At 71.1% G+C, this 24399-nt stretch carries 21 protein-coding genes; 5 read left to right on the forward strand and 16 right to left on the reverse strand.

Going from position 1 to position 24399, the window contains the following annotated elements:
• The first annotated feature begins 71 nt into the window (after positions 1–71).
• Entirely contained in the window at positions 72–896 is an 825-nt protein-coding gene (locus ACWCXX_RS22635; RefSeq protein WP_451129918.1) for a helix-turn-helix domain-containing protein, read from the forward strand.
• Entirely contained in the window at positions 893–1156 is a 264-nt protein-coding gene (locus ACWCXX_RS22640) for a DUF397 domain-containing protein (protein ID WP_451129920.1), read from the forward strand. The genes ACWCXX_RS22635 and ACWCXX_RS22640 overlap by 4 nt, the downstream gene beginning before the upstream one ends.
• Before the next feature lie 98 nt (positions 1157–1254).
• On the opposite strand, the gene ACWCXX_RS22645 is transcribed toward ACWCXX_RS22640, so the two are convergent.
• Complete coding sequence (locus tag ACWCXX_RS22645) at positions 1255–2940, reverse strand: protein kinase domain-containing protein (RefSeq protein ID WP_451129922.1); 1686 nt, start codon at positions 2938–2940, stop codon at positions 1255–1257.
• Between the two features lie 212 nt (positions 2941–3152).
• Here ACWCXX_RS22645 and ACWCXX_RS22650 point away from each other — a divergent pair, with 212 nt between their 5' ends.
• The gene (locus ACWCXX_RS22650; protein WP_451129924.1) at positions 3153–4382 is read left to right on the forward strand and encodes a glycoside hydrolase family 64 protein; all 1230 of its coding nucleotides are present in this window, start codon (positions 3153–3155) and stop codon (positions 4380–4382) included.
• Positions 4383–4451: 69 nt separating this feature from the next.
• Here the strand turns inward: ACWCXX_RS22650 and ACWCXX_RS22655 are convergent, their stop codons facing one another.
• Together ACWCXX_RS22655 and ACWCXX_RS22660 are read right to left on the reverse strand one after the other, a co-directional pair.
• A complete protein-coding gene (locus ACWCXX_RS22655) occupies positions 4452–4964 on the reverse strand; it encodes a GNAT family N-acetyltransferase (RefSeq protein ID WP_451129926.1) in 513 nt (170 codons plus the stop codon).
• A gap of 60 nt (positions 4965–5024) precedes the next feature.
• Positions 5025–5459: an Imm1 family immunity protein gene (locus tag ACWCXX_RS22660; protein WP_451129928.1), complete on the reverse strand. Its 435-nt coding sequence runs from the start codon at positions 5457–5459 to the stop codon at positions 5025–5027.
• Between the two features lie 725 nt (positions 5460–6184).
• Between ACWCXX_RS22660 and ACWCXX_RS22665 the strand changes: the two genes are divergently transcribed.
• Positions 6185–6745, forward strand: coding sequence for a DinB family protein (locus ACWCXX_RS22665; RefSeq protein ID WP_451129930.1), 561 nt, complete (start codon positions 6185–6187; stop codon positions 6743–6745).
• A gap of 193 nt (positions 6746–6938) precedes the next feature.
• On the opposite strand, the gene ACWCXX_RS22670 is transcribed toward ACWCXX_RS22665, so the two are convergent.
• Both ACWCXX_RS22670 and ACWCXX_RS22675 read right to left on the reverse strand, forming a co-directional pair.
• Positions 6939–7274: an ALF repeat-containing protein gene (locus ACWCXX_RS22670; protein WP_451129932.1), complete on the reverse strand. Its 336-nt coding sequence runs from the start codon at positions 7272–7274 to the stop codon at positions 6939–6941.
• Positions 7275–7531: 257 nt separating this feature from the next.
• Positions 7532–8056, reverse strand: coding sequence for a hypothetical protein (locus ACWCXX_RS22675; RefSeq protein WP_451129934.1), 525 nt, complete (start codon positions 8054–8056; stop codon positions 7532–7534).
• Positions 8057–8387: 331 nt separating this feature from the next.
• Here ACWCXX_RS22675 and ACWCXX_RS22680 point away from each other — a divergent pair, with 331 nt between their 5' ends.
• Entirely contained in the window at positions 8388–9014 is a 627-nt protein-coding gene (locus tag ACWCXX_RS22680) for a YceI family protein (RefSeq protein WP_451129936.1), read from the forward strand.
• Positions 9015–9181: 167 nt separating this feature from the next.
• Here the strand turns inward: ACWCXX_RS22680 and ACWCXX_RS22685 are convergent, their stop codons facing one another.
• From ACWCXX_RS22685 to ACWCXX_RS22735, 11 genes are all read right to left on the reverse strand, one after another.
• Positions 9182–11905, reverse strand: coding sequence for a SpoIIE family protein phosphatase (locus ACWCXX_RS22685; protein WP_451130054.1), 2724 nt, complete (start codon positions 11903–11905; stop codon positions 9182–9184).
• A 218-nt stretch (positions 11906–12123) separates the two neighbouring features.
• Entirely contained in the window at positions 12124–13551 is a 1428-nt protein-coding gene (locus ACWCXX_RS22690; RefSeq protein WP_451129938.1) for a hypothetical protein, read from the reverse strand.
• Between the two features lie 163 nt (positions 13552–13714).
• Positions 13715–15322 carry a citramalate synthase gene (gene cimA, locus ACWCXX_RS22695; RefSeq protein ID WP_451129940.1) on the reverse strand — a complete coding sequence of 536 codons (1608 nt, stop codon included), beginning with the start codon at positions 15320–15322 and terminating at the stop codon, positions 13715–13717.
• Positions 15323–15600: 278 nt separating this feature from the next.
• On the reverse strand, positions 15601–16935 hold the full coding sequence (locus tag ACWCXX_RS22700) for an MFS transporter (protein WP_451129942.1): 1335 nt from the start codon (positions 16933–16935) through the stop codon (positions 15601–15603).
• 98 nt (positions 16936–17033) lie between these two features.
• Positions 17034–17639, reverse strand: a complete 606-nt coding sequence (locus tag ACWCXX_RS22705; RefSeq protein ID WP_451129944.1) for a TetR family transcriptional regulator C-terminal domain-containing protein — start codon at positions 17637–17639, stop codon at positions 17034–17036.
• 3 nt (positions 17640–17642) lie between these two features.
• Complete coding sequence (locus ACWCXX_RS22710) at positions 17643–18656, reverse strand: agmatine deiminase family protein (RefSeq protein WP_451129946.1); 1014 nt, start codon at positions 18654–18656, stop codon at positions 17643–17645.
• Between the two features lie 19 nt (positions 18657–18675).
• Positions 18676–20364, reverse strand: a complete 1689-nt coding sequence (locus tag ACWCXX_RS22715) for an urease subunit alpha (protein ID WP_451129948.1) — start codon at positions 20362–20364, stop codon at positions 18676–18678.
• Positions 20361–21041, reverse strand: a complete 681-nt coding sequence (ureA, locus tag ACWCXX_RS22720) for an urease subunit gamma (RefSeq protein ID WP_451129950.1) — start codon at positions 21039–21041, stop codon at positions 20361–20363. The genes ACWCXX_RS22715 and ureA overlap by 4 nt, the downstream gene beginning before the upstream one ends.
• 419 nt (positions 21042–21460) lie before the next feature.
• Positions 21461–22549: a branched-chain amino acid aminotransferase gene (locus ACWCXX_RS22725; RefSeq protein WP_451129952.1), complete on the reverse strand. Its 1089-nt coding sequence runs from the start codon at positions 22547–22549 to the stop codon at positions 21461–21463.
• A gap of 240 nt (positions 22550–22789) precedes the next feature.
• The gene (locus ACWCXX_RS22730; RefSeq protein ID WP_451129954.1) at positions 22790–23833 is read right to left on the reverse strand and encodes a 3-isopropylmalate dehydrogenase; all 1044 of its coding nucleotides are present in this window, start codon (positions 23831–23833) and stop codon (positions 22790–22792) included.
• 229 nt (positions 23834–24062) lie between these two features.
• Complete coding sequence (locus ACWCXX_RS22735) at positions 24063–24191, reverse strand: hypothetical protein (RefSeq protein ID WP_451129956.1); 129 nt, start codon at positions 24189–24191, stop codon at positions 24063–24065.
• Positions 24192–24399: the final 208 nt, after the last annotated feature.

Here is a 24399-nt window from a genome sequence, read left to right on the forward strand (position 1 = left end):
GTGGGGTCGTACAACGCGTTTGTACGGCTCCTGACGTGTCATCCGGGGTTCGCAACGGGGAGAGGCAGCTCATGCAACCGGCAAAGAAGAAGAGCAAGCGGATCACGTCCTGGCACCTGATCGGTGCGCAGTTGGCGATGTTCCGCAAGGCTGCGCGAATGACACAGGTGGAGCTGGCCGACCGGTGCTCCGTGGGAGAGGACACGATCGCGTCGATCGAACAGGGCCGCAGGACACTCCAGTTGGACCTCGCGATCCTGCTCGACGAACTGCTGGACACGAAGGGGGCGTTGCGGGTCGCGGTGGAGAAGGTGCCGATGAAGGAGCGGTTCCCGGCGTTCGTCCAGGACTTCGTGGAGTACGAGCAGAACGCAGTGACACTGCTCTGGTACGAGAACCAGGTGGTGCCGGGATTGCTCCAGACCGAGGAGTACGCCCGGCTTGTCTTCTCCTGCCTCTACCCACCCCTCGAAGAGGACGAGCTGGAGGAATGGGTGGCGGACCGGCTCGACCGACAGAAGCTGCTCAGCCGCAAGCCCCGCCCCATGCTCCACTTCCTGCTGGAGGAGAGCATTCTGCGCAGCGAGATCGGCGACCCCGCCGTACTGCGGAACCAGATCCGGCATCTGCGTCAGTGCATGGAACTCCCTTTCCTGGGACTCCAGATCATGCCGATGAAACTGCCGAAGCACGCAGCACTCGACGGGCCGATGGTGCTGCTGGAGACCCCAGAGCACGACCACCTCGCATATGTGGAAGGCCAACTGACCAGCTACCTGCATCAAGATCCAGACGACGTCAGCGTGCTCCAGCAGAAATGTGGGATGCTGCGTTCGCAGGCACTTTCCGTCGAGGCGAGTGCACGCCTACTGGACGAACTGCTTGGAGAGACATGACCCGCGCAGCACATCCGGCCCCCCGCACCGCCACCCTCGCCTGGTTCAAATCCAGTTACAGCGGCAGCCAGGGCGGCGCCTGCCTCGAAGTCGCCTACGACTGGCGCAAGTCGAGCTACAGCAGCGACCAGGGCGGCGCCTGCGTGGAGGTGGCCGCCCACCCCGCCGCCGTCCACATCCGCGACTCCAAGGTGACCGACGGTCCCGTCCTCACCGTTCCCCCCGCCGCCTGGACCGCCTTCCTGAACGCCACGGTCTGAGAACCCCGGAACCACCCCTGCCCCGCCCCGCCGCCCCTCGGGCCGGCCCCGGCGGGGCATCGTGCTTCCCGGGCGCGAAACACCAACCGGGCCGCCGGTCAGAGCAGCTCCAGGCACAGCACCGTGTCTCCGACCTCCGCCTCGTAGTCGTCGGTCCCGGACCATCCCTCCACGGCCCTGGAACACCCGTCGGGCGGATCGCGGTGGAGGACCTTCGAATAGGTCTTGGACTCGTTGCCGTCGTTCAGGAACGCGCGGATCTCCATGAAGACGCACGGCTTCGTGATCCAGTCCGCGTTCCTGTTCCCCTCGGGGTACTCCTGGGCGACACAGTCGCCCTGGCGCACCTCGCGGATGTCACCGCTGAAGAGCGAGCCCTGCGCACCGAGCAGCCCGATGACGACGACGAGGGCCGCTGCGACGAGGCAGCCGAAGGACATCAGGGCGACCCGGCCCACGCGGAACCGGCGCACGCGCGGGACCTTCGCCCCCGGTGTGCCGATGCCCGCGACGACGGAACCGATGCGGGCCGACGCGCCGTCGCCGCGGTACACGGCCAGGAGCGTGCCGTCGGCCGGGGAGGTGATCACGGTCTCGCCCCGGACGGACGAGACGTCGATCAGCGGCTCGTCCACGGCTATCTCGTCGCCCACCTGCTTGTGCCAGCGGACGATCCTCGCCCTCCGCGCCCCGGCCGTCCTTCCCGGCAGCCAGGGCAGAGCCACGGGTGTGTACCCGATCGCGGTCTTCTGCCCGGTGGCCCGGACGTGCTGGGCGGGCCGGGGCGCGCCGGCCTGGGCGGCGGCCTGCTCGGCGGGTTCGGTCGTCGGCTCCGGGGACGGGGGCAGGGGCTGCGGTGGCTGCGGTGGCTCCGAGGGTTTCGGCGGCCGTGGGACCGCCGGAGCGGTCAGTGCCTTGGTCCGTGCCGTCTGCTCGTTGATCAGCTCGGTCACGCCGTCCGGGAGCCGGAGGCCGTCGGGTCCGGCGAGCGCGGCGCACCGGCTGAGGAATTCGTCGATGCCGGGTCGGTCGTCGGGCGCCTTGGCGAGCCCCGCCGCGACGATCGGGGCGAGGTCGGCCGGGAGGCGCGAGAGATCGGGCTCGTCGTGCACGACCCGGTAGATCAGGGCCTCGGTGGGGCCGTCCCCGAACGGACCCTTGCCGGTGGCGGTGTACGCCAGCACGGCGGCCAGGCAGAAGACGTCGCTCGCCGGCCCCGCCTCCTGGCCCCGGATCTGTTCGGGCGACATGTAGGCGGGGGTGCCGATCGCGCCCGTCCGGGTGAGCTGGGAGGTGGCGTCCAGGGCGCGGGCGATGCCGAAGTCGATGACGCGCGGCCCGTCGTCGGCGAGGATCACGTTTCCGGGCTTGAGGTCGCGGTGCACCACTGCGCACGCGTGGATGGCCTTCAGCCCTTCGGCAAGGCCCGCGCCGAGCGCCGCGACCGCCTCGCCGGGGAAGGGGCCGCACTCGACGACCGCCTCGCGCAGCGACGGGCCGGGGATGTAGGACGTGACCAGCCACGGCGGTGCGGCCTCGGTGTCCGCGTCCACCACCTGCGCGGTGTAGAAGCCGCCGACGCGCCGGGCCGCCTCCACCTCCCGGGCGAAGCGCAGCCGGAACTGCGTGTCCTCCGCGAGCCCCTGCCGCACCACCTTCACCGCGACGGTCCGCCCGCCGGGGGAACGTCCGAGGAACACCTCGCCCATCCCACCGGCTCCCAGCCGCGCCAGCAGGCGGTACGGACCGACCTCCCGGGGGTCGGTGGGCAACAGCTCTCTCATCCGGTCGTCTCTCCCCCAGTGGCCCAACACATGATGGTCACTTCCAGATGCTCGCAGGTCCAGGGCGGGTTCGGAACTGATCTCCAACATCCGCCTCCTGGCTGCGAGTTGTGAAGGACTGAGACATCTGAGAGCGCTCTCAGTCATAAGTCTTGACGGCAGGAGCGGCCCTCGCGAGAGTGAAGGACATCCCCCACATCTCAGGAGTCCCCGTGATCTCACGCAGGCTTTTCCTGACCGGTGGCGTCGCCGCCACCGCGACCGCCCTCACCCGCCCCGCCTGGGGCAGCGCCCCGGGCCCGAGCGCTTCCGCCGCCCCCACGACCTGCGAACTGGCCCTGGAGAACCGCTCGTTGCCGGGCAGGGTCAACGCCTACGTCACCGGCCACGAACAGGGCACCGACCGCTGGGTCCTGCTGCGGGCCGACGGCAGCGTCTACCGCCCCGACTCCCCCTCCGCACCGCAGACCCCGCTGCCGGTCGACTGCGCCATCCCGCTGAACGGGGCGGGCGGCGCGCCGGTGGTCCTGACGCTGCCCCAGATGTACGGCGCCCGCGTCTACTTCGTACGCGACGACACCCTCACGTTCTACCTCAACCCCGGCCCCGCCCTGGTGGAACCGGCGTTCGCGACCTCGACCGACGCCAACTACGGCCGCACCTGGTCCTTCTGCGAGTTCACCTTCAACCCCCAGCAGCTGTACGCCAACATCAGCTACGTCGACCTGGTCACCGCGCTGCCGATCGGCCTGACGCTGACCGGCGACGCGACACACACCGTGGCCCCGCTCCCGGACGGGGCGGTGCAGCGCATCGCGGACGGCCTCGTCGCCCAGGCCGCCACCGACGGGCAGCCGTGGGACAAGCTGGTGATCCGCGGCGCGGGCGGCGACGTACTGCGCGTGATCTCGCCGCAGAACCTGATGGCGCCGTTCTTCGACCGTCCGGACGAGATGCCGTTCCGCGACGTGTTCACGTCCTACATCGACCGGGTCTGGGAGAAGTACCGCTCCACCGACCTGCGCATCGACCTCCAGGGCGGCCGAGGCGTCCGCACCGGCCGGGTGAACGGGGACGTCCTGACGTTCGAGGGCGGCCACACCTTCACCAAGCCCACCTCCAAGGACGTCTTCACCTGCAACCACGGCCCGTTCGCCAACAACCCGGCCGACCCGGACGACAAGAAGGCCCTCCTGGCCCGCCTGGCCTCCGGCTTCAACCGCTCCCTGATGCTCACCCACCCCGAGCAGCCCAACGGCACCTCCACCGCCGACTACTACCGGGACCCGACCACCAACCACTGGTCCCGCGTCGTCCACGCCAACACCCCGATCGGCTACGCCTTCCCCTACGACGACGTCCGCCCCGACGGCGAACCCGACGTCTCGGGCGCAGCCAACGACGGCAACCCCCGCCGCTTCACGGTGACGGTGGGGGCCTGAGCCACCCGGCCCCGGCCCGCACCCTCGCAAGGGGCGAGCGCGGGCGCTCGGGCCGCCGGGCAGGCCCGGTCAGCGCACCAGCTCGGCGGCCAGGAGATCCATCAGGAGGCCGTCGTGCCAGGTGCCGTCCGCGCCACGCTCGTACTGCCGCATGATGCCGACCGGCCGGAAGCCGACCTTGGCGTAACAGCGGATCGCCACCGCGTTGTCGGCTGCCGGGTCGATGACCAGCCGGTGATAACCGTGGTCGTCGACGAGATGGCAGGCCAGCGTCCGTACGGCATCGGTGCCCAATCCCCTGCCGTGCACCGCGGGATCGAGGAAGAGGTCGATGCCGGCATGCCGGTAGTCGGGCTCTTCCTCCGCGTACCACTGGATCATGCCGACGATCTTCTGCTGGTACTCGATGGTCAGATGCTGACTGCCGGAGTCTTCGAGATCGGCCGAGACCTCCGCCTCAAGATCGTCCCCACCCCTCCACCGCGCCCGCACCTCGGGCGTGGCCCGGATGGCAGCCAGGGCGGGAACGTCCTCGCGAACAGCGGGACGAAGGAAGACGGAAGCGCCACGCAGCACAGTCATGGCCAGGAACTCTACGTCCCCGCACCATCGAGCCACCAGGCACGGGACCAGGGCAGCCGATCACCAGATTTCCGGCTCCTGCCATTGCACACACGTCGGACGCTGCCCTCCGGAAGAAAGGAATTCCTTCGCGGCCTGACGCACCAGAGCAAGGGGGATTTCTGCAGTTTCGGGAAACTCCGTCGGGTTCTCTACCACAAAGTAGACAACCTCCGCCCCCCTACTCCCCGAGGAACCGAGCGAGAGGAAGTCCTTCTCGTCCACAAAGCTCAGAACACCTACCTGCCGCTTCCCATCGACACCGACCATGAACTCGTGATCCGGAAATCCCGATGGCAGAAGCTCACGCTCCGAACTGTGCAGAACGGCCAAGTTCTCGAACTCAGGCCCCGTAGCGAGAGCATCGATCAGCACATCGGCATCCTCAGAGGTTCGAACTACCGACGGTTCGTCTGCATGCTCCTCGCGGTAGTACGCCTGAACCCTGTTACGCATCGCTTTCCACCCATCCCTACGCGGTCATTTCCGCCCGGCCCCATCGCACGACAGGCCCATCTTGGACGACGCGGTGGACCTAGGTTCAACCAGCCCATGACCGAAGGCCCCGCGAAGCTGAGCCCCGCCCCCTCAAGCAACCAACACCAAAGTTAAAGCCCACTATCGGAGAGACAGAGCCAATCGCACCACCAGGAGCATTGCCCCGAACCAGCAGACCGAAGGGACGAGAACCCCCAAAGAAAGCCGACCTGTCATTATTTGCCCGACTCTCAACTTGGTCGCGCCCTTGGTGGTGAGGCGGACTTCGGTGGCGCCGAGGTAGAGGACGGTGTCGCCGTCTCCGGTCGGGCGGCGGATGAGGGGTTCGCCGTCGGCGTCGGTTGTTCGGCTGACGGTCCCGAGTCGGCGGGCGAGGCACTGCCGGGCCGTTGCCGTGCCCCACCCCCGGCCCCGGTTCGGGATCCCGGCCAGACGGTCGGTGGTCCCGCCGCCGGTGCACATGTCGTCGCCGGCGGCTGCCGGTCAGCCGAACTCCCCTGTAGGGCGCGTCGAGTTCGGGCCGCAGTCGCTCTCCGAAGGGCCCTCGGCCGCATGGCCTCATCCTCGCACGCGCATCGACACCATCGGCCGTCGTGCGCTTCGCGCACAAATCGTTCGCGTACCGAATCGCTGGCGCACAAATCGCTGGCGGGCACGCGGCCTCGCGGACGAACATGGCACGCATGAACGACCAACCCACACGCTGGACCCGGGCAACTGTCTACCCCGACATGTGGACCGACCCGGACGACGACCCCCGAAACAACAACGGGACCAGTCCGGACGGTGAACTCGCCACACTGGAAGACTTTCTGACTGGGTATCGACTGACCCTGCGGATGAAGTGCGAGGGACTGGACCCGGAGCAGCTGGCCCGGCGGTCGGTTCCACCGTCGACGATGTCGCTGCTCGGTCTGCTCCGGCATCTGGCCGAGGCGGAACGGGACTGGCGCAACTGGATCAGTGACGGTGAACCGCTGCCGAAGCTGTACGGCAGGCGTGACGCGGACTTCGACGAGGCCGTCGCCGACCAGGCCCTGGTGGACGCCGCGTACGCGGATCTGGAGCGCGAGCAGGCGGCGACCGATGCCGCGCTGGCCGAGCACCCGGATCTGGGCGAGCGCCTGGGGAAGGACCGGACAGCGGTCCGTGAGCTGCTGGTGCACCGGATCGAGGAGTACGCCCGTCACTGCGGGCACGCCGATCTGTTGCGCGAGTGCATCGACGGCAGGGTCGGCCAGTGAGCGGGGTCGATCAGTGAGCAGGGTCGGCCGGTGAAGCGGGTCGGCCGGTGACGGGGGCGAGGGCCTGAGCCCGAGGGCGGGGGGCGGCGCCCCCGGTCGGCTGTCGTGACGGCGCGGGGGGCCGCCACGGCACCGGTCCCGCACTGTTCGTCCGTGCCGCCCCCGTGGCGGCGCGGACGAACAGTGCGGACGGTCAGCCCGAGATCGACGGGGTGTGGCCGTCCGCCTCGCGCCGGCCGATCTCCAGGAAGTGACGCAGTTCCTCCGGGGTTCCGTCGATGGCCCCCTGGGCCGCCGCGCCCAGGGCGTCACTGATGCCGGGGTCCGCCAGGACGCGTGCGGTCGCGAAGCGGAGTTCCTCCTCCGACGTCGAGTCGCAGGAGGAGTCCTCGTACGGGTCCGCGTCCGGGGTGGTCACCGTGGTGGCCGACGAGGGGGACGGCTGCGCGGCGGAGGACGGGGTGGGGAGCAGCAGGGCCGGGGCCAGGGCGACTGCGGCCACCACCGGTGCCGCACGGGTCGCTCTCACGTGGGTACCTACCTCGGTCCGGGAACGACCGGGCCCCTCGTGTGCCGTTCTGCCACACGGAAGTTGACGGTACGTCGGGTCAGCACCGTCGCGCGGTGTCCGGCGGCAACGCATCGTGTCAAGGCATGGCGCCCGGCTCACTGCCCGGACCGGGCAGTCTTCACCACCGGCTCATTGCCGACATGATCATGCCCACGTACGAGTGCCCCCGTTCCGGCGGAACGGGGGCACTCCTGCGAGCACGCGCGGCGCGGAGGTCAGCAGCCGCCGCAGTTGTAGTACGTCACGTCCCAGTGGTTGCCCTCGTCGGCGTAGATGTTGCCGGAGCCCGCCTTGTACTGGGGAGCGCCGTCGCCGCGCACACCGATGTAGGTGAAGGTGTTGTGGACGTAGTTCGTGAGACAGGTCGACTTGGCGAAGTCGAGCTTGTAGCCGTTCCAGTGCGAGTACGTGCCACTGGCGTGCCCGGTCTCGGTGCCGCCGGTGATGTTCAGGGCGCAGCCCGTGGCGCTCTTGAGGGTCTGGGCGCCCTGCGCGGTGGCCAGGTTGAGCTGGTCGAACGAGGTGCAGGTGGAGATGTTGCGGTCGGAGCAGCCACCGGAGGACGACCAGGTGATCCCGGAGGAGCTGAACCGGGCGGTGGCCTGGGAGTGGGTGAGCTTGGTGACGGCGTGGGCCTGGGTGGCGCCGCTGCCGAGGACGCCGATGCCCGGGGCGAAGAGCACGCCGAGGACGAGGGCGAGGGCGGTCAGGACGGGGCGCAGTGTCATACGGGACACCATGGGGGGACTCCTCCTGTTCATGACAACAAAGACATGCAGATACTGCCCGAGCTCTACGCGCGTCCGCCAGAGGGAGGCGAAGACATGGCGGGAGTTGTCCCATCGTTCCGGTGTCGTTCACGGCTGCCCGGCCCCTTGTTTCGCAGTCGCCGGGCCTGCCGGCCCACTACGGCCCGGCCCCTCGAGCCGGGGTGATCCGAAATTGCCCGAACCCCAGATGTTGAACTTTGAACTAGATGCCGCTACAGTCGATCTCGTTGAAGGTTAAACAACAACTTCGACCCCGCCGATCGCGTCCCCCGAGCTCGATCACGTCCCCCGAGGAGGAGCCATGGCTCTGTTCAGCCGCAAGAACAACACCGCCCCGGCCACTGCCACTGCCGCCGCCCCCGCCGTGGACCCGGCGCTGGCCGCTCTCACCGGTGACTACACGATCGACCCGGCCCACAGCAGCATCGGCTTCACCGTGCGCCACGCCATGGTCACCAACGTGCGCGGCACCTTCGGCGACCATGAGGGCACCCTGAAGCTGGACGGCTCCGACCCCGGGAACTCCACCGCCTCGATCGACGTCAGGATCGCCAGCATCGACACCGGCATCGCCGACCGCGACGCCCATCTGGTCAGCGGCGACTTCTTCGACGCCGAGAAGTTCCCCCTCATGACGTTCCGCTCCACGCAGGCCGAGCAGCTCGGCGGCGACGACTACCGGATCACCGGCGACCTCACGATCAAGGACGTCACGCGTCCGCTCTCCATCGACCTGGAGTTCAACGGCTCCGCCACCGACGTCTACGGCAACGAGCGCGTCGGCTTCGAGGGCAGCACGACCATTCTTCGCTCCGACTGGGGCCTGACCTGGAACGCGGCGCTGGAGACCGGCGGTGTGATGGTCAGCGACAAGGTCAAGCTCACCTTCGACATCTCCGCGATCAAGGCCGCCGCACCACAGGGCTGACACCCCGCGGCCCCGCACGGCCCCACGCCGACCCGAGAGCGCCCGCTTCTCCCTCCCCGCCGGGGACGGGAGGCGGGCGCTCGGCGTCGGCTGCCCGCACGGCCCGTACCGCCCGCACCACCTGCACCGCCCGCCCGCACGGCCCGCACGGTCCCGGGGCGGGACGGTCACCCGGAATCCGGCCGCTCCGGGGGGTCACCGCCGAGCTCGTCGTCCCCGAAGGAGTCGTCACCGAGCACGGCGTCGCCGAACACGCCCTCCATCGCCGTGTCCTCCCCCTCGGATTCGCCGACCGTCTGCTCCGACCAGATGACCTTGCCGGTCTCCGTGTAACGGGTGCCCCAGCGTTCGGCGAACTGGGCGACGAGGAACAGGCCCCGGCCGCCCTCGTCCGTCGTCGCCGCGTACCGCAGGTGCGGGGCGGTGCTGCTGGTGTCGGAGACCTCGCAGATCAGGTTGCGGTCGTACAGCAGGCGCACCTCGATGGGGCCCTCGCCGTAGCGCACCGCGTTGGTGACCAGCTCGCTGAGGATCAGCTCGGTGGTGAACGCCTCCTCGTACAGGCCCCGGTCGGCGAGCCACTGGGCGACCTTCTTGCGCACCCCGGCGACGGCCGCCGGATCGGTGGCCACCGCCCACCGCGCGACCTGGTCCGGGTCGAGGACGTGGGTACGGGCCACGAGCAGGGCGACGTCGTCGCCCGGCTGCTCGGGCAGCATCGCGGACAGCACGTCGTCGCAGGTCTGCTCGGGCGTCCGGACACGGCCGGCGAGGCAGTCGCGCAGCAGCTCCAGGCCGGTGTCGATGTCCTGGTCCCGCCGTTCGACCAGACCGTCCGTGTAGAGCACCAGACGGCTGTCCTCCGGTACGTGGAACTCGGTCGCCTCGAAGGGCATGCCGCCGATGCCGAGCGGGAGCCCGGCCGGGACGTCGGGGAACTCGACGGTGCCGTCGGGCAGGACCAGCACCGGCCCGGGGTGGCCCGCCCTGGCCACCGCGCAGTTCCCGGACACTCCGTCGTAGATCGCGTACAGGCAGGTGGCCCCGGCGATCTCGACGCCGCCGTCGTCGCCGGCCTCCTCCCGGTCGATCCGGCCGACCAGTTCGTCGAGGTGGCCGAGGAGCTCGTCGGGAGCGAGGTCCAGCGCGGAGAAGTTGTGGATGCCGGTGCGCAACCGTCCCATGGTGGCCGCGGCGTGCAGCCCGTGCCCGACCACGTCGCCGACGACCAGCGCGACCCGGGCGCCGGACAGCGGGATCACGTCGTACCAGTCGCCGCCCACCCCGGCCCGCGCCGGCAGGTAGCGGTGGGCGACGTCGAGGGCGCTCTGGTCCGGCACGGCGCGCGGCAGCAGACTGCGCTGCAGCGTCACGGCCATCTCGTGCTCGCGGGTGTAGCGGCGGGCGTTGTCCACGCTGACGGCCGCTCGGGCCACCAGTTCCTCGGCGAAGGACAGGTCGTCGTCGTCGAACCTCTCCGAGTCGCCCACGCGCCAGAAGTTCACCAGCCCCAGGATGACGCCGCGGGCGTGCAGCGGTACCGAGATCATCGAGTGGAACCCGCGGTCCAGGAGCTCCCTGGCCTGCTCGGAGTCCCAGTACCGCCGCCCCAGCAGCGTGACAACTTCGTGCTCCAGCCCTTCCCCGTCCCACCGCACGTGCACGGCCCTGGTCCGGGAGGGCACGAAGCCGACCCGCCGGCCGAGCGGGTACAGGAGCCGGCCCGTCTCCGGGCCCGCGATGGCGGTGCGCCGCATCTCCAGTCCCCCGTCGGCCGACACGGCCGCCTCCTCCCCCGGCGGCGCCGGGCCGACGAGGTCCACGGTCGTGGCGTCGGCGAAGCCGGGCGTGGCCACGTCCGCCAGCTCCTGGGTGGTCCGGGTCACGTCGAGGGTGGTGCCGATCCGGGCACTCGCCTCGTAGAGGAGCAGCAGCCGTTCGGTCACGGATTCCGCCTGGCCCGTCACCGCGCGCAGTTCGGTGGTGTCCCGCAGGGTCACCACGGTCCCGGGCGGTCCGCCGCGCGCGTCGGTGGGGCGCAGGTTCACGGCCAGCAGCCGGTTGCCGGAGCGCAGCACCTCGTCGCTGACGCTCTCGCCGGAGACGAGCAGTGCCGCCGTGTCGGGGGCGAGGCCGAGGTCCGTGACCGCCCGGCCCTCGGCGTCCGGGGGCAGGTCGAGCAGGCGGCGGGCCTCGTCGTTGGCGAGGGTCAGCCGGTGGTCGCCCCCGAGGATGAGGACGCCCTCGCGGACCGCGTGCAGCACCGCGTCGTGGTGCTCGTACATGCGGGTCATCTCGGCCGGTTCGAGCCCGTGGGTCTGGCGGCGCAGCCGTCTGCTGAGCAGGGCGGCGCCGCCCGTGGTGAGGGCGAGGGCGACCGCCGCGACCGCCATGCTCGGCGGGATGGAGCGGTCCGCCGCGCTGTTCACCGTCTCGATGGTGATTCCCACGGCCACCAGGCCGGCGACCGATCCGTCGGGCCGTTCCACGGGCACCACGGAGCTGACGGTGGGCCCGTTGGGGCCGATGAAGGTCCGGGTGTAGCTCCGTCCGGCCAGCGCCGCCTGGTACGGGCCTATGAGGTGCTTCCCGATCAGGGTGGGGTCGTGGTGGGTGTAGCGGATGCCGTGCGTGTTGGCGACGATGACGTATTCCACGTGGGTCCGCTCGCGGACCCGTTCGGTGCGCGGCTGCAGGATCGCGGTGGGGTGCGCGCTCTCCAGCGCGGGTACGATGCCCGGCGAGTTGGCGAAGGCCTCGGCGACGCTCAGGGTGCGGGCGCGGGCCTGTTCCATGCTGTCCCGGCGGCCCTCCACGAACAGGGCGACCGTGCCCACCGTGACGAGGAGCAGGACGAGGGCGAGCACCAGGCAGAAGACCTGGCCGGCCACGGTGCGCACGGTGAACAGCGAACGCAGTCCGCCGCCCCGGGAGCGGCGTGCCGGGCCCCGCCCGGTCGGCGCGGAAGCGGCTCGGTCCGGGCGTCCCCCCTCATGCCGTTGTGATTGCCGGGTGGACCGTTCCAGCCACGCCCGGAATCGGCCAATACCAGACATAACTCCAGGTCTAGCACGAATCACATCCGTACGAGAGGCCGCCGGTGGACGGCTCAGAACCCGCCGCCGTCGAAGCCTCCACCTCCTCCGAAGTCGCCGCCGTCGAAACCTCCTCCGTCGAAGCCCGAGGAGTCGAAGTCCGCTCCGGAGAAGTCGCCGCCGTTCCAGTCGCCGGGGCCGAAGTCGCCGCCGCCGTACTGCGCCGCGTACGCCGGGCTCGACAGCATGGAGCCGAGCATCGTGCCGACGAGCAGTCCGGGCAGCAGCCCGCCGCCGAAGTAGCCGCCCGCCCAGGGGCCGTACGCCGGGCCCGCCTCCCAGTACGGGCGGCGTCGGCCGTCCCCGGTGTCGACGGTGCGGCCGGGCGGTTCCTCGCCCGCGCGCAGCCTGGCCCCGTCCGCCGCGCAGACCGGGATCTCCCGGGCCGCGCCACCGGCCGGGGACCACCGGAGGTCGGCGACCGAGGGGCCGTGGCGCGGGTCGAAGAAGCACGGCGGGCGGCGGGCGGGCGGTTCGCGGCCGGTGCGGCGGGCCTCCAGGACGGCCAGGGAGAACCGGCCGTCCTCCAGGGCCCGGGTGACCCCGCGCACGTCGGCCGGACGGCGGGCCCCGGACATGCGGGTCTTCGCGGTCTCGTAGGAGTCCAGGGCCCGTTCGTAGTCCGCGCGCATGGCGTCGTCGGCGCCCGGTTCCGCGGGGTGGAAGTCGAGTCGGTCCAGGGTCTCGCCGTAGGCGGTGATGTCCTCGTCCACGACGACCCGGAGCTTTTCGAGGGCGGCGCGTTCCTCTTCCTCCTTGCGCCTGCGGTTGCGGCGGACGACCGCGTAGGCCGTGCCGCCGCCCAGTACCAGGACCCCGCCGACCACGATCAGGGCGGCGGTGGACGACGGTCCTCCGCCGCCGGCCGGGCCGCCCCAGGAGGCGGGGGCACGGCCGCGGGCCTGTTCGACGGCCCGGTCGACGAAGGCGTTCAGCTGGGTCGCGGCGTCGGTGCCCGTGCCGGGGGCCTTCACCGCGGCGGTGAGGTTGTGGACCGCCCGGGTGGGCATCACCTGCGGGTCGGCGCCCGCGTCGAATCCGTCGCCGAGGCGGACGGCGTAGACGCCGGTGATCCCGGTGTCGGTGCGCAGGGTGGCCAGCAGGTTCTGCTCGGGGAACGCCGCGGTGCGGGGCAGTACCGCCACGAACACGGGCTTGTCGGCGTCCTTGATCTTCCTGGTGAGCGCGGCCGCCTGGGCCGGGGAGAGCTGTCCGGCGGCGGCCGGGTCGACGTACACCGGGCTCCTGCGCAGCGCCTGCGCGACGTCCTGGACCGTGGCGGCGCGGACGGTGGAGGAGCCGGCGACGGACGTACCGGCCGCGGTGGAGCCGGCCTCGGCGGCACCGGTGGTCGCGGGCGCACCGGGTGCCGTGCCGAGGACGGCCGCCGCGAGGATCGGCAGCAGACCGGCCGACAGGGACAGGAACCGTCCATTCCGCATACTTCGAAGCTAACCCGGGCGGGCCGCTCGTGCGCTGCCGTCCGGGCCCCGGGTGACGGGCAGTCCGGCGGCGTCCGCCCGGCACCCGCGGCGCGGCGCCCCGCCCTCCGGTACGGGCGGCGGCGGGCCCACCGCGAGCGCGTGGTGGGCCCGCCGCCGGCGGTCACTCCGTGGGCTCGACGCCGGCCCGCAGGAGGCCGTAGGTGTACGCGTCCTCCAGTGCCTGCCAGGACGCGGCGATGACGTTGTCGGCGACGCCGACCGTGGACCATTCGCCGTTGCCGTCGGCCGTGGTGATGAGGACCCGGGTGGTGGACTCGGTGCCGGTGCGGCCTTCGAGGATGCGGACCTTGTAGTCGGTCAGCTCCAGCTTGGCGAGCTGCGGGTGGAGCCGCTCCAGAGCCACCCGCAGCGCCCGGTCGAGGGCGTTGACCGGGCCGTTGCCCTCGGCGGTGGCGACGATCCGTTCGCCCTTGGCCCAGAGCTTCACGGTCGCCTCGTTGGCGTGCGTGCCGTCGGGACGGTTCTCGACGATGGCGCGCCAGGACTCGGTGCGGAAGTAGCGGCGGGGGCGGCCCTCAACCTCGGCGCGCAGCAGCAGTTCGAAGGAGGCGTCGGCGGCCTCGTAGGTGTAGCCCTTGAGCTCGCGTTCCTTGACCCGCTCCACGACCCGGCCGACGAGGTCGCGGTCGCCGCCGAGGTCGATGCCGAGCTCCTTGCCCTTGAGCTCGATGGAGGCGCGGCCCGCCATGTCGGAGACGAGCATCCGCATGGTGTTGCCGACCAGGGCGGGGTCGATGTGCTGGTACAGGTCGGGGTCGACCTTGATCGCGGAGGCGTGCAGTCCGGCCTTGTGGGCGAAGGCGGAAACACCCACATAGGGCTGGTGGGTGGAGGGCGTCAGGTTGACGACCTCGGCGATGGCGTGCGAGACGCGGGTCATGTCGGCGAGGGCGCCGTCGGGGAGGACGCTCTTGCCGTACTTGAGTTCCAGCGCGGCGACGACGGGGAAGAGGTTGGCGTTGCCGACCCGCTCGCCGTAGCCGTTGGCGGTGCACTGGACGTGGGTGGCGCCCGCGTCGACGGCTGCGAGGGTGTTGGCGACGGCGCAGCCGGTGTCGTCCTGGGCGTGGATGCCGAGCCGGGCGCCGGTGTCGGCGAGAACGGTGGAGACGACCGCGTGGACCTGGGCGGGGAGCATGCCGCCGTTGGTGTCGCAGAGGATGACGACGTCGGCGCCCGCCTCGGCGGCGGTGCGGACGACGGCCTTGGCGTACTCGGCGTTGGCGCGGTAGCCGTCGAAGAAGTGCTCGCAGTCGACGAAGACCCGGCGGCCCTGCTCCCGGAGGAAGGAGACGGTGTCGCGGACCATCTCCAGGTTCTCCTCCAGCGTGGTGCGCAGCGCGAGTTCCACATGGCGGTCGTGGGACTTGGCGACCAGGGTGATCACCGGGGCGCCGGACGCCAGCAGCGCCTTGACCTGGGGGTCCTCGGCGGCCCTGCCGCCGGCCCTGCGGGTGGCGCCGAAGGCGACCAGTTCGGCGTTCTCGAACTCGATCTCCTGCTGCGCACGGGCGAAGAACTCGGTGTCGCGGGGGTTGGCGCCGGGCCAGCCGCCCTCGATGAAGCCGACGCCGAATTCGTCCAGGTGCCGGGCGATGGTCAGCTTGTCCGCGACCGTCAGGTTGATGCCTTCACGCTGGGCCCCGTCGCGCAGTGTGGTGTCGAAGACGTGGAAGCTGTCGTCGGTGGGCTTGGCCTTGGTGGTCATGCTGGTCTGACTCCTGTCGGATGAGCGGATCCGGACGATCTGGCTCCACTTGCCCCCATCATCCCGCGCGTCCCGTCCCGGCCGGGGTGCGGGCCGGAAAACGAAAAAACCCCTCGCGGGTGCGAGAGGTCTGCGCGCGGGTCTGGGGCACGGTGGCCGCGTCGCACGTGGTGGTGCGGAGCGGTCACTGCGGACCGGCGCGCCTGCTGCCGATAATCATGACGAACGAGGGCACGGAGGCAGTCTTGCACAGGGCCGCCTCCGCGCCCTTCCCCGTCTCAGGATGCGGGCGTGACGCCGGCCGCTTCGGACTTCTTCGCGCGGGCCCGGTCCGTGCCCTCGGCGCCGATCCGGCCCAGGTCGATGTCGCGGGTCTCGCGCATGGTCAGGTAGACGACCAGGGAGACCGCGGCGCAGCCGGCCACGTACCAGTAGAAGCCGGACTCGATGCCCGCCTTCTTGAACCAGAGCGCCACGTACTCGGCGGTGCCGCCGAAGAGCGCGTTGGCCAGGGCGTACGGGAGGGCGACGCCCAGGGCCCGGATGCCGGTCGGGAACAGCTCCGCCTTCACACAGGCGTTGATCGAGGTGTAGCCGGTGACGATGACCAGGGCGAGCAGCGCCAGGCCGAAGGCCGGCCAGAACGTGCCCGCGTGCTTGAGCATGGTCATGATCGGCACGGTCAGGAAGGTGGAGCCGACGGCGAAGCCGATCAGCAGCGGGCGGCGGCCGATGCGGTCGGAGAGCATCCCGGCCAGGGGCTGGAGGCACATGAAGACGAACAGCGCGCAGAAGCTGACGAGCGAGGCGGTGGACTTCTCCATCCCGGCGCTCTTGGAGAGGAACTTGGTGAGGTAGGTCGTGTACGTGTAGTACGCGACGGTCCCGCCCATGGTCAGCGCCATCACGAGGAACGCCTCGCGCCGGTGCTGCCACAGTGCCTTCAGGGTGCCCCGGTCCTCCTGCTCGGCGGCGCCGGAATCCGCGTACACCTCGGTCTCCAGCATGGAGCGGCGCAGGTAGAAGACGATCCCGGCGCCGAGCGCGCCGACGATGAACGGGATGCGCCAGCCCCAGCTGTGCAGGGCCGCTTCGGACATGTTGCGCTGCAGGACGATCTGGAGGCCGAGGCCGACCAGCTGTCCCGCGGTCATGGACACGTACTGGAAGCTGGAGGCGAAGCCGCGCCGGTCGGGGGCGGACGCCTCGGTGAGGTAGGTGGCGCTGGCGGCGTACTCGCCCCCGACGGACAGCCCCTGGAGCAGCCGGGCCACCAGCAGGACGGCGACGCCGCCGTATCCCGCGACGTCGTACGTCGGCGCGACGGCGATGAGGATCGCGGAGGCCGACATGAGGGTGACGGTGAGGGTGAGCGCGGCCTTGCGGCCCCTGCGGTCACCGATCCGGCCGAGCAGCCAGCCGCCGACCGGCCGCATGAAGAAACCGACGGCGAAGATGCCCATGGTGTTCATCAGGTTGGCGGTCTCATTGCCTTCGGGGAAGAACGAATCCGCGAAGTAGACCGCGAAGGTGGCGTACACGAACCAGTCGAACCACTCGACCATGTTGCCGGCGGAGCCGACCCAGATCTTCTTCCACTGCTCTCGTCCCATGGTCCGCCACCGTGCCCGAACGGCGGGGGCCGGAACAAGTACGCCATGCGCAACGATCGCGCGTACTTGCGTACGTTTCGTTCACGGTCCGGCGGCCGTCAGCGGGCGGTGAGCGATTCCTCGACGAACTCCCTTGTCTGCGCGATCACTTGGGAACGTCCGGTGCCGGGTATGCCGACCGCGACATGGACGCTGAAGCCGTCGAGCAGCGCGCGCAGCCGGGTCGCGAACCGCTCGGCGTCGACGGCACGGAACTCGCCGGCCGCGACGCCCTCCCGCACCAGGGTCACCAGGTCGCGGTGCCAGGCCCCTTCGATGGCGGCCTGTCGGGCGCGCGCGTCGTCGTCCGCGTTCCGCGAGCGGTTCCACACCTCCAGCCAGAGCGTCCAGTGCGGGTCGTGGTCGCCGTCGGGGAGGTACAGGTCGATGTATCCGTCGAGCCGTTCGCGGGCCGTCGCCCGCCCCGAGAGCAGGGCGCGCCGCTCCGCGCCCAGCCGTCCCTCGCTCCACTCCAGGGTCTGGAGCAGCAGTTCGTCCTTGGTGCGGAAGTAGTAGAGGAGGTGTCCGCTGCTCATGCCGACCTCGCGGCCGAGCCCGGCCATGGTGAGGCCGTCGAGCCCCCGTTCGGCGATGGTGGCCATGGCTGCGGCCAGCAGTTCCTCACGGGGCGGGGCGGTGTTGCGACGGCGGGGCGCGGGGGGCACGTTTCAGACCTTCGGCTGCTGCTGTGTGATGCAGTGGATGCCTCCACCGCCGGCAAAGATGGTACGGGCGTCGACGAGCGTCACCGTGCGGTCGGGGAAGAGTCCACCGAAGATCTCCGCCGCTTCCTTGTCGCGCGGGTCGTCGAAGGCGCAGAGGACGACGCCGCCGTTGCAGAGGTAGTGGTTGATGTAGGAGTAGTCGACCCACTCCCCGTCGGCCTTCAGCACGGTGGGCGCCGGGACCTCCACGACCTCCAGGGAACGGCCCCTGGCGTCGGTGGCGGCGCGCAGGATGCGGACGGTCTCGCGGGTGATCTCGTGGTCGGGGTGGGCCGGGTCGGGCTGGACGTGGGCGACGACGGTGCCGGGGCGGGCGAAGGCGGCGACGATGTCGACATGGCCGAGGGTGCCGTACATGCCGTAGTCGCCGGCCAGTCCGCGGGGCAGCCAGATGGCCTTCTCGGTGCCGAGCCGGGCGTGGATCTCCGCCTCGACCTGCTCGCGGGTCCAGTCGGGGTTGCGTTCCTTGCCGAGCTGGACGGTCTCGGTGAGCAGGACGGTGCCCTCGCCGTCGACGTGGATGGCACCGCCCTCGTTGACGAGCCGCGAGCCGTGCACGGGGACGTCGGCGAGTTCGGCGACGGAACGGGCGATGTGCCGGTCGTGCTCCCAGCGGGCCCAGCCCTGGGCTCCCCAGCCGTTGAACGTCCAGTCCACGGCGGCCAGTCGCCGGCCGTCGGTGACGAAGGTGGGGCCGATGTCGCGCATCCAGGCGTCGTCCAGGGGGCGGACGGCGAGGTCGACGTCCGGGCCGAGAAGTGCGCGGGCGCTGTCCTCCTGGCCGGGTCCGACGACCATCGTGACGGGTTCGAAGCGGCGGACGGCACGGGCCACGGTGGCCCAGGCCTCACGGGCCGCGGCCAGTTCGGCGTCGGTCTCGAAGGTGGGGTTGGGGCCGGGCCAGGCCATCCAGGTGCGTTCGTGCGGGGCCCACTCGGGCGGCATGCGGAAGGTCATGAGGCGTCCTGAAGGGGGGTCAGAGGAAGTAGAGGCGGTTGAGGGAGACGGATTCGGCGGGCTCGGAGCGCAGCGGGTCGCCGTCCAGGGTGACCAGGCCGCTGCGGGCGTCCACGGCGACTTCTCCGGTACGGGAGTTGTGCACGAGGTCGCCGGGGCCGATGCCCCGGGTGCCGCGCACTGGGACGCGGCGCCGGCGGGTGGGCATCGAGTCCGCCCCGAGCTGGGTCGCGGCCCGTGAGACGAAGGCCACGGAGAGGTCGGCCGCGGTCGCCCCGTACGCCCCGAACTGCGGTCCGAGCACGAGCGGTTCGCAGGTGTCGGTGGCGGCGTTCGGGTCGCCGGTGACGCCGTACGCGGGGAAGCCGGCCTTCAGCACCAGCTGGGGCTTGGCCCCGAAGAACTCGGGCCGCCACAGCACGATGTCGGCGAGCTTGCCGGTCTCGATGGAGCCGACCTCGTGGGCGAGTCCGTGGGCGATGGCGGGGTTGATGGTGAGTTTGGCGATGTAACGGAGCACCCGGGCGTTGTCGTCGCCGGGGCCGTCGCCGTCCATCGGGCCGAGCTCGGCCTTCATCTTCCCGGCCATGGCGAAGGTGCGGCGCACCGTCTCGCCGGCCCGCCCCATGCCCTGCGCGTCGGACGAGGTGATGCCGATGGCTCCCAGGTCGTGCAGCACGTCCTCGGCGCCCATCGTCCCGGCGCGGATGCGGTCGCGGGCCATGGCGGCGTCGCCCGGCAGGTCCGTCTTGAGGTCGTGTACGGAGACGATCATCCCGTAGTGCTCGGCGACGGCGTCCCGGCCGAAGGGCAGGGTCGGGTTGGTGGACGAGCCGATGACGTTCTCGACGCCCGCCATCTTCAGGACGTTGGGGACGTGTCCGCCGCCGCAGCCCTCGATGTGGAAGGCGTGGATCGTGCGGCCCTCCAGGACGCGCAGGGTGTCCTCGACCGACAGGCACTCGTTCAGCCCGTCGCTGTGCAGGGCGACCTGGACGTCGTGCTCCTCGGCGACCCGCAGCGCGGTGTCCAGGGCGCGGGTGTGGGCGCCCATGTCCTCGTGGACCTTGAAGCCGCAGGCCCCGCCCTCCGCGAGCGCCTCGACCAGCGGCGCCCCGTGGGAGGAGGAACCGCGGCCCAGGAAACCGATGTTGACCGGCCAGGCGTCGAAGGCGTTGAAGGCGTGGCGCAGCGCCCAGGGCGAGTTGACGCCGACGCCCCAGACCGGGCCGAACTCCTGGCCGATGATCGTGGTGACGCCGGAGGCGAGGGACGCCTCCATGATCCGCGGCGAGAGCAGATGGACGTGGGTGTCGACGGCGCCGGCCGTGGCGATCATCCCCTCGCCGGAGACGATCGTGGTGCCCGTGCCGACGACGACGTCCACGCCGTCGAGGGTGTCCGGGTTGCCGGCCCGGCCGATCGCCGAGATCCGGCCCTCGCGGATGCCGATCGACACCTTGCGGATGCCCTGCACGGCGTCGATGACCAGCACGTTGCTGATGACGACGTCACAGGTGTCGCGGACGGCCGCGGCCTTGAGGTGCAGCCCGTCGCGGGCGGTCTTGCCGAATCCGGCGAGGAACTCGTCGCCGGGCCGTTGCGCGTCGGACTCGACGCGGACGGTCAGCCCGGAGTCGCCGAGCCTGACCCGGTCCCCGGCGCGCGGGCCGTGCACGGAGGCGTACTCGTACGGGTCTATGCTCATCGCTCGGCTCCCAGATATCCGCAGGCCGCGGCGCGCCGCAGGGCCTCTTCCCGCGCGCCGGGCGCGTCGAGCGGTCCGTCGACCAGGCCCGCGAAACCGATCGCGATCCGGTCTCCGCCGATGGGTACGAGCCCCACCTCGACCGACTCCCCCGGCCCGAAGCGGACGGAGGACCCGGCGGGGACGCCCAGCCGCATCCCGTACGCGGCCGAGCGGTCGAAGTCGAGCCGCGGGTTGGCCTCGAAGAAGTGGTAGTGCGAGGTCACCGAGACCGGCACGGTCGCGGTGTTGTGGACGCTCAGCCGCACGGCGGGCTCCGGCTCGGGCTCGGCGGGGCCGGGCAGGACGGCCCCGGGCGCCGCGTCGCCGAGGCTTCCGCCCAACGGGTCGGAGACCACGGCGAGCCGGGAACCGTCGTCGAAGACGGCCTCCACATGGACCTCGGTGACGACGTCGGCCACGCCGGGCAGCACGTCGTCGGGGCCGAGTACGGAGCGGGCCGCCTCGATGGCCTCCGCCAGCCGGAGTCCGTCCCGGGCGGCCTCGCAGACCGTGTCCGCGATCAGCGCGGTCGCCTCGGGGACATTGAGCTTCAGCCCCCGGGCGCGGCGGGCCCTGGCCAGTTCGGCCGCGCCGAAGAGCAGCAGCCGGTCGCGTTCCGTAGGAGTCAGTCGCACGTCTCCACACCTCCCGGTTAGAGCAGCACTCTAACCCATGGTTAGAGCGACGCTCTAAGGATGGTGGGTGTCGCCCCTGTCACAGCCGGGCGCCCCGCACGGAGGACCGCGCCCACGGGACTCACGGACCGTCGGCGTACGGGAACGCGAAGGCCCCACGGACCGTCGGCGCACCGGCAACACGAAGACCCCACGGACCGTCGGCGCACCGGCAACACGAAGACCCCACGGACCATGGGCGTGCCGGGAACGCGCAAGGCCCCGCGGACCCTCGGCGTGCCGGGAACGCGCAAGGCCGCGCCCGGGGACGGCCGGGCGCGGCCTTGTGCGTACGCATGCGTGCGGGGCTCCGGGCCCGCACCGGACCGGCCGCCACCGGTCCGGTGCGGTACGGGCCCGGCCGGGCAGCCGGAGGGCGCTCAGCCGAGCGGGTGCATCCAGCCGTGGGTGTCCTCGACGGTCCCGCGCTGGATGTCCAGCAGCCGCTCGCGCAGCTTCATCGTGACCTCGCCGGGCTCGCCCCCGCTCTGGGTCCACTCGCCGCCCTCGGACTTGACGGTGCCGACGGGGGTGATGACGGCCGCGGTGCCGCAGGCGAAGACCTCGGTGAGGGTGCCGTTCTCGGTGTCGGCGCGCCACTGGTCGATGGAGACGCGGCCCTCCTCGGACTCGTAGCCGAGGTCGCGGGCGACCTGGAGCAGCGAGTCACGGGTGACGCCGGCGAGCAGGGAGCCGGTCAGCGTCGGGGTGATGATCCTGTTCCCGTACACGAAGTACAGGTTCATGCCGCCGAGTTCCTCGACCCACTTGTGCTCGACCGCGTCGAGGTAGGCGACCTGGTCGCAGCCCCGGGCACTGGCCTCGGCCTGGGCGAGGAGGGACGCGGCGTAGTTGCCGCCGGTCTTGGCGTCGCCCACGCCGCCGGGGACGGCGCGCACCCGGTTCTCGGAGAGCCAGATGGAGACCGGCTTCACACCGCCGGGGAAGTACGCGCCGGCGGGCGAGGCGATCACCACGAACAGGTACTCGTTGGCGGGCTTCACCCCGAGACCGACCTCGGTCGCGATCATGAACGGGCGCAGGTAGAGGGACTCCTCGCCGCCGTGCGCGGGAACCCATGCCTTGTCCTGCTGGACCAGCAGGTCGCACGCCTCGATGAAGGTCTCGACGGGCAGCTCCGGCATGGCCAGGCGGCGCGCCGACGCCTGGAAGCGCCTGGCGTTGGCCTCGGGACGGAACGTGGCGACGCTGCCGTCGGGCCGGCGGTACGCCTTGAGCCCCTCGAAGATCTCCTGCGCGTAGTGGAACACGGTGGTGGCGGGGTCGAGCGAGAGCGGGCCGTAGGGGACGAGCTGGCCGTCGTGCCAGCCGCGGCCCTCGGTCCACCGGATCGTCACCATGTGGTCGGTGAAGCGGCGGCCGAATCCGGGGTTGACCATGTTCGCCTCGCGCTCCGCGTCGGACAGCGGGTTCGAGGAGGGCTTGAGCTCGATCGTGGGCGTCGTCATGAGTGCGTGTCCTTCACCTGTTGTGTGTGTTGGACCGCGCTCACGCCTCTCCCGCCAGGCAGGTACTAGGACGTCCGAGCTTCAGTACGAGCCGCGGCCCCGTTCGATTATCGCTCCCGGGCGGCCTGGCACGAAATGACGCGAATGCGGTCCAGTGGTCGATGGTGGCACCCGGGGGCCGCACAGGAGAAGCCGCCGGGTGCGTTGCGCCCCGGCGGCCTCGGAAGTGGAGTCGTCGGGTCAGCCTGCTACTCGTACCGCGAGCGCGTCGCCGATCTGGTCGGTCGTACGGGCCGCCGCACCGTCGCGCTCCGCGAGGTCGGCACAGACGGCGTCCTCGATGCGCACGGCCTCCGCCTCGTGGCCGAGGTGGCGCAGCAGGAGGGCGACGGAGAGGATCGTGGCGGTCGGGTCGGCCTTGCCCTGGCCCGCGATGTCGGGGGCGGAGCCGTGGACCGGTTCGAACATCGACGGGAAGGCGCCCGTCGGGTTGATGTTGCCGGACGCGGCCAGGCCGATGCCACCGGTCACGGCGGCGGCGAGGTCGGTGAGGATGTCGCCGAAGAGGTTGTCGGTGACGATGACGTCGAAGCGCTCCGGCTGGGTGACGAAGAAGATCGTCGCCGCGTCGACGTGCAGGTAGTCCGTGGTGACCTCGGGGTACTCGGTCGCGACGCGGTCGAAGATGTTCTTCCACATGTGGCCCGCGTAGACCAGGACGTTGTTCTTGTGAACCAGCGTCAGCTTCTTGCGCGGGCGGGAGTTCGCCCGCTCGAACGCGTCCCGGACGACGCGCTCGACGCCGTACGCGGTGTTGACGCTGACCTCGGTGGCGACCTCGGCCGGGGTGCCGGTGCGCAGCGAGCCGCCGTTGCCCGTGTACGGGCCCTCGGTGCCCTCGCGGACGACGACGAAGTCGATGTCCGGCCGGCCGGCCAGCGGGGTCGCGGTGTTCGGGAACAGCTTCGACGGCCGCAGGTTGACGAAGTGGTCGAAGGCGAACCGCAGCTTCAGCAGAAGCCCGCGCTCCAGGACTCCGGACGGCACGGAGGGGTCACCGATCGCGCCGAGCAGGATGGCGTCGTGCGCCTTGAGGGCTTCGAGCTCCGCGTCCGGGAGGGTTTCGCCGGTGCGGTGCCAGCGCCGGGCACCAAGGTCGTACTCCTTGGTCTCCAGCTTCACATCCTGCGGGAGCACAGCACTGAGGACCTTGAGGCCCTGGGCCACGACCTCCTGGCCGATTCCGTCACCGGGGATCACTGCGAGATTGATGCTGCGAGACATGTCCGCACCTTACTGCTCGTCCCACCCCATGACACGTAGCGTCCACCATACGGACGCGGGGGCTGTACGTGCACCGTTCACCCATCCGGCGCCCCGCGCCGATCGGCGAGCGCACGGGCTGCTTCGAGATCGGCCGCGGCAGGCCCCGGTCATGGCCGTGGACCGGCCGCGGCCCGGTTGTCCGGTGGCGGCCGGCCTTCGGTGCGGTCGGTCTCGGTGGCGGTCGGCCTCAGTGGCCCGTGGAGCCGCCGTTGTCCCGGCGGTCGAGGGCCCGCTGCAGGGCGGCGGCGGCGTTCCGGCGCTCCGGCTCGGTCGGGCGGTGGGTACGGCGGACGCGGCGGACAGTCGTCTCGGCCATGGTGGATCGACTCCTTGAGATCGCGAGGATTTCGAGATCGAAAAATCGTGAGGGTGATTTCGAGATCAGGATTTCGAGGTGCCGGAAGGGGCGGGAGGCGGGCGCCGCAGGGGTTGCCTGCACGGGGCGCGCGCTCAGGACCGCCAATCGCTGGTTCCAGCGAGACGTTCGGCTCCTACAAAGCTAGGGCAGCCCGGCCGGTCTGTCT

The organism is Streptomyces sp. NPDC001732 (genome assembly GCF_053596315.1).

Bases quoted from the DNA above. Each gene is read 5' to 3' on its own strand.
- ACWCXX_RS22635 (WP_451129918.1), top strand. From the start codon at position 72: ATGCAACCGGCAAAGAAGAAGAGCAAGCGGATCACGTCCTGGCACCTG.
- ACWCXX_RS22640 (WP_451129920.1), top strand. From the start codon at position 893: ATGACCCGCGCAGCACATCCGGCCCCCCGCACCGCCACCCTCGCCTGG.
- ACWCXX_RS22645 (WP_451129922.1), bottom strand. From the start codon at position 2,940: ATGAGAGAGCTGTTGCCCACCGACCCCCGGGAGGTCGGTCCGTACCGC.
- ACWCXX_RS22655 (WP_451129926.1), bottom strand. From the start codon at position 4,964: ATGACTGTGCTGCGTGGCGCTTCCGTCTTCCTTCGTCCCGCTGTTCGC.
- ACWCXX_RS22660 (WP_451129928.1), bottom strand. From the start codon at position 5,459: ATGCGTAACAGGGTTCAGGCGTACTACCGCGAGGAGCATGCAGACGAA.
- ACWCXX_RS22665 (WP_451129930.1), top strand. From the start codon at position 6,185: ATGAACGACCAACCCACACGCTGGACCCGGGCAACTGTCTACCCCGAC.
- ACWCXX_RS22675 (WP_451129934.1), bottom strand. From the start codon at position 8,056: ATGGTGTCCCGTATGACACTGCGCCCCGTCCTGACCGCCCTCGCCCTC.
- ACWCXX_RS22680 (WP_451129936.1), top strand. From the start codon at position 8,388: ATGGCTCTGTTCAGCCGCAAGAACAACACCGCCCCGGCCACTGCCACT.
- ACWCXX_RS22690 (WP_451129938.1), bottom strand. From the start codon at position 13,551: ATGCGGAATGGACGGTTCCTGTCCCTGTCGGCCGGTCTGCTGCCGATC.
- cimA (WP_451129940.1), bottom strand. From the start codon at position 15,322: ATGACCACCAAGGCCAAGCCCACCGACGACAGCTTCCACGTCTTCGAC.
- ACWCXX_RS22700 (WP_451129942.1), bottom strand. From the start codon at position 16,935: ATGGGACGAGAGCAGTGGAAGAAGATCTGGGTCGGCTCCGCCGGCAAC.
- ACWCXX_RS22710 (WP_451129946.1), bottom strand. From the start codon at position 18,656: ATGACCTTCCGCATGCCGCCCGAGTGGGCCCCGCACGAACGCACCTGG.
- ACWCXX_RS22715 (WP_451129948.1), bottom strand. From the start codon at position 20,364: ATGAGCATAGACCCGTACGAGTACGCCTCCGTGCACGGCCCGCGCGCC.
- ACWCXX_RS22725 (WP_451129952.1), bottom strand. From the start codon at position 22,549: ATGACGACGCCCACGATCGAGCTCAAGCCCTCCTCGAACCCGCTGTCC.
- ACWCXX_RS22730 (WP_451129954.1), bottom strand. From the start codon at position 23,833: ATGTCTCGCAGCATCAATCTCGCAGTGATCCCCGGTGACGGAATCGGC.
- ACWCXX_RS22735 (WP_451129956.1), bottom strand. From the start codon at position 24,191: ATGGCCGAGACGACTGTCCGCCGCGTCCGCCGTACCCACCGCCCGACC.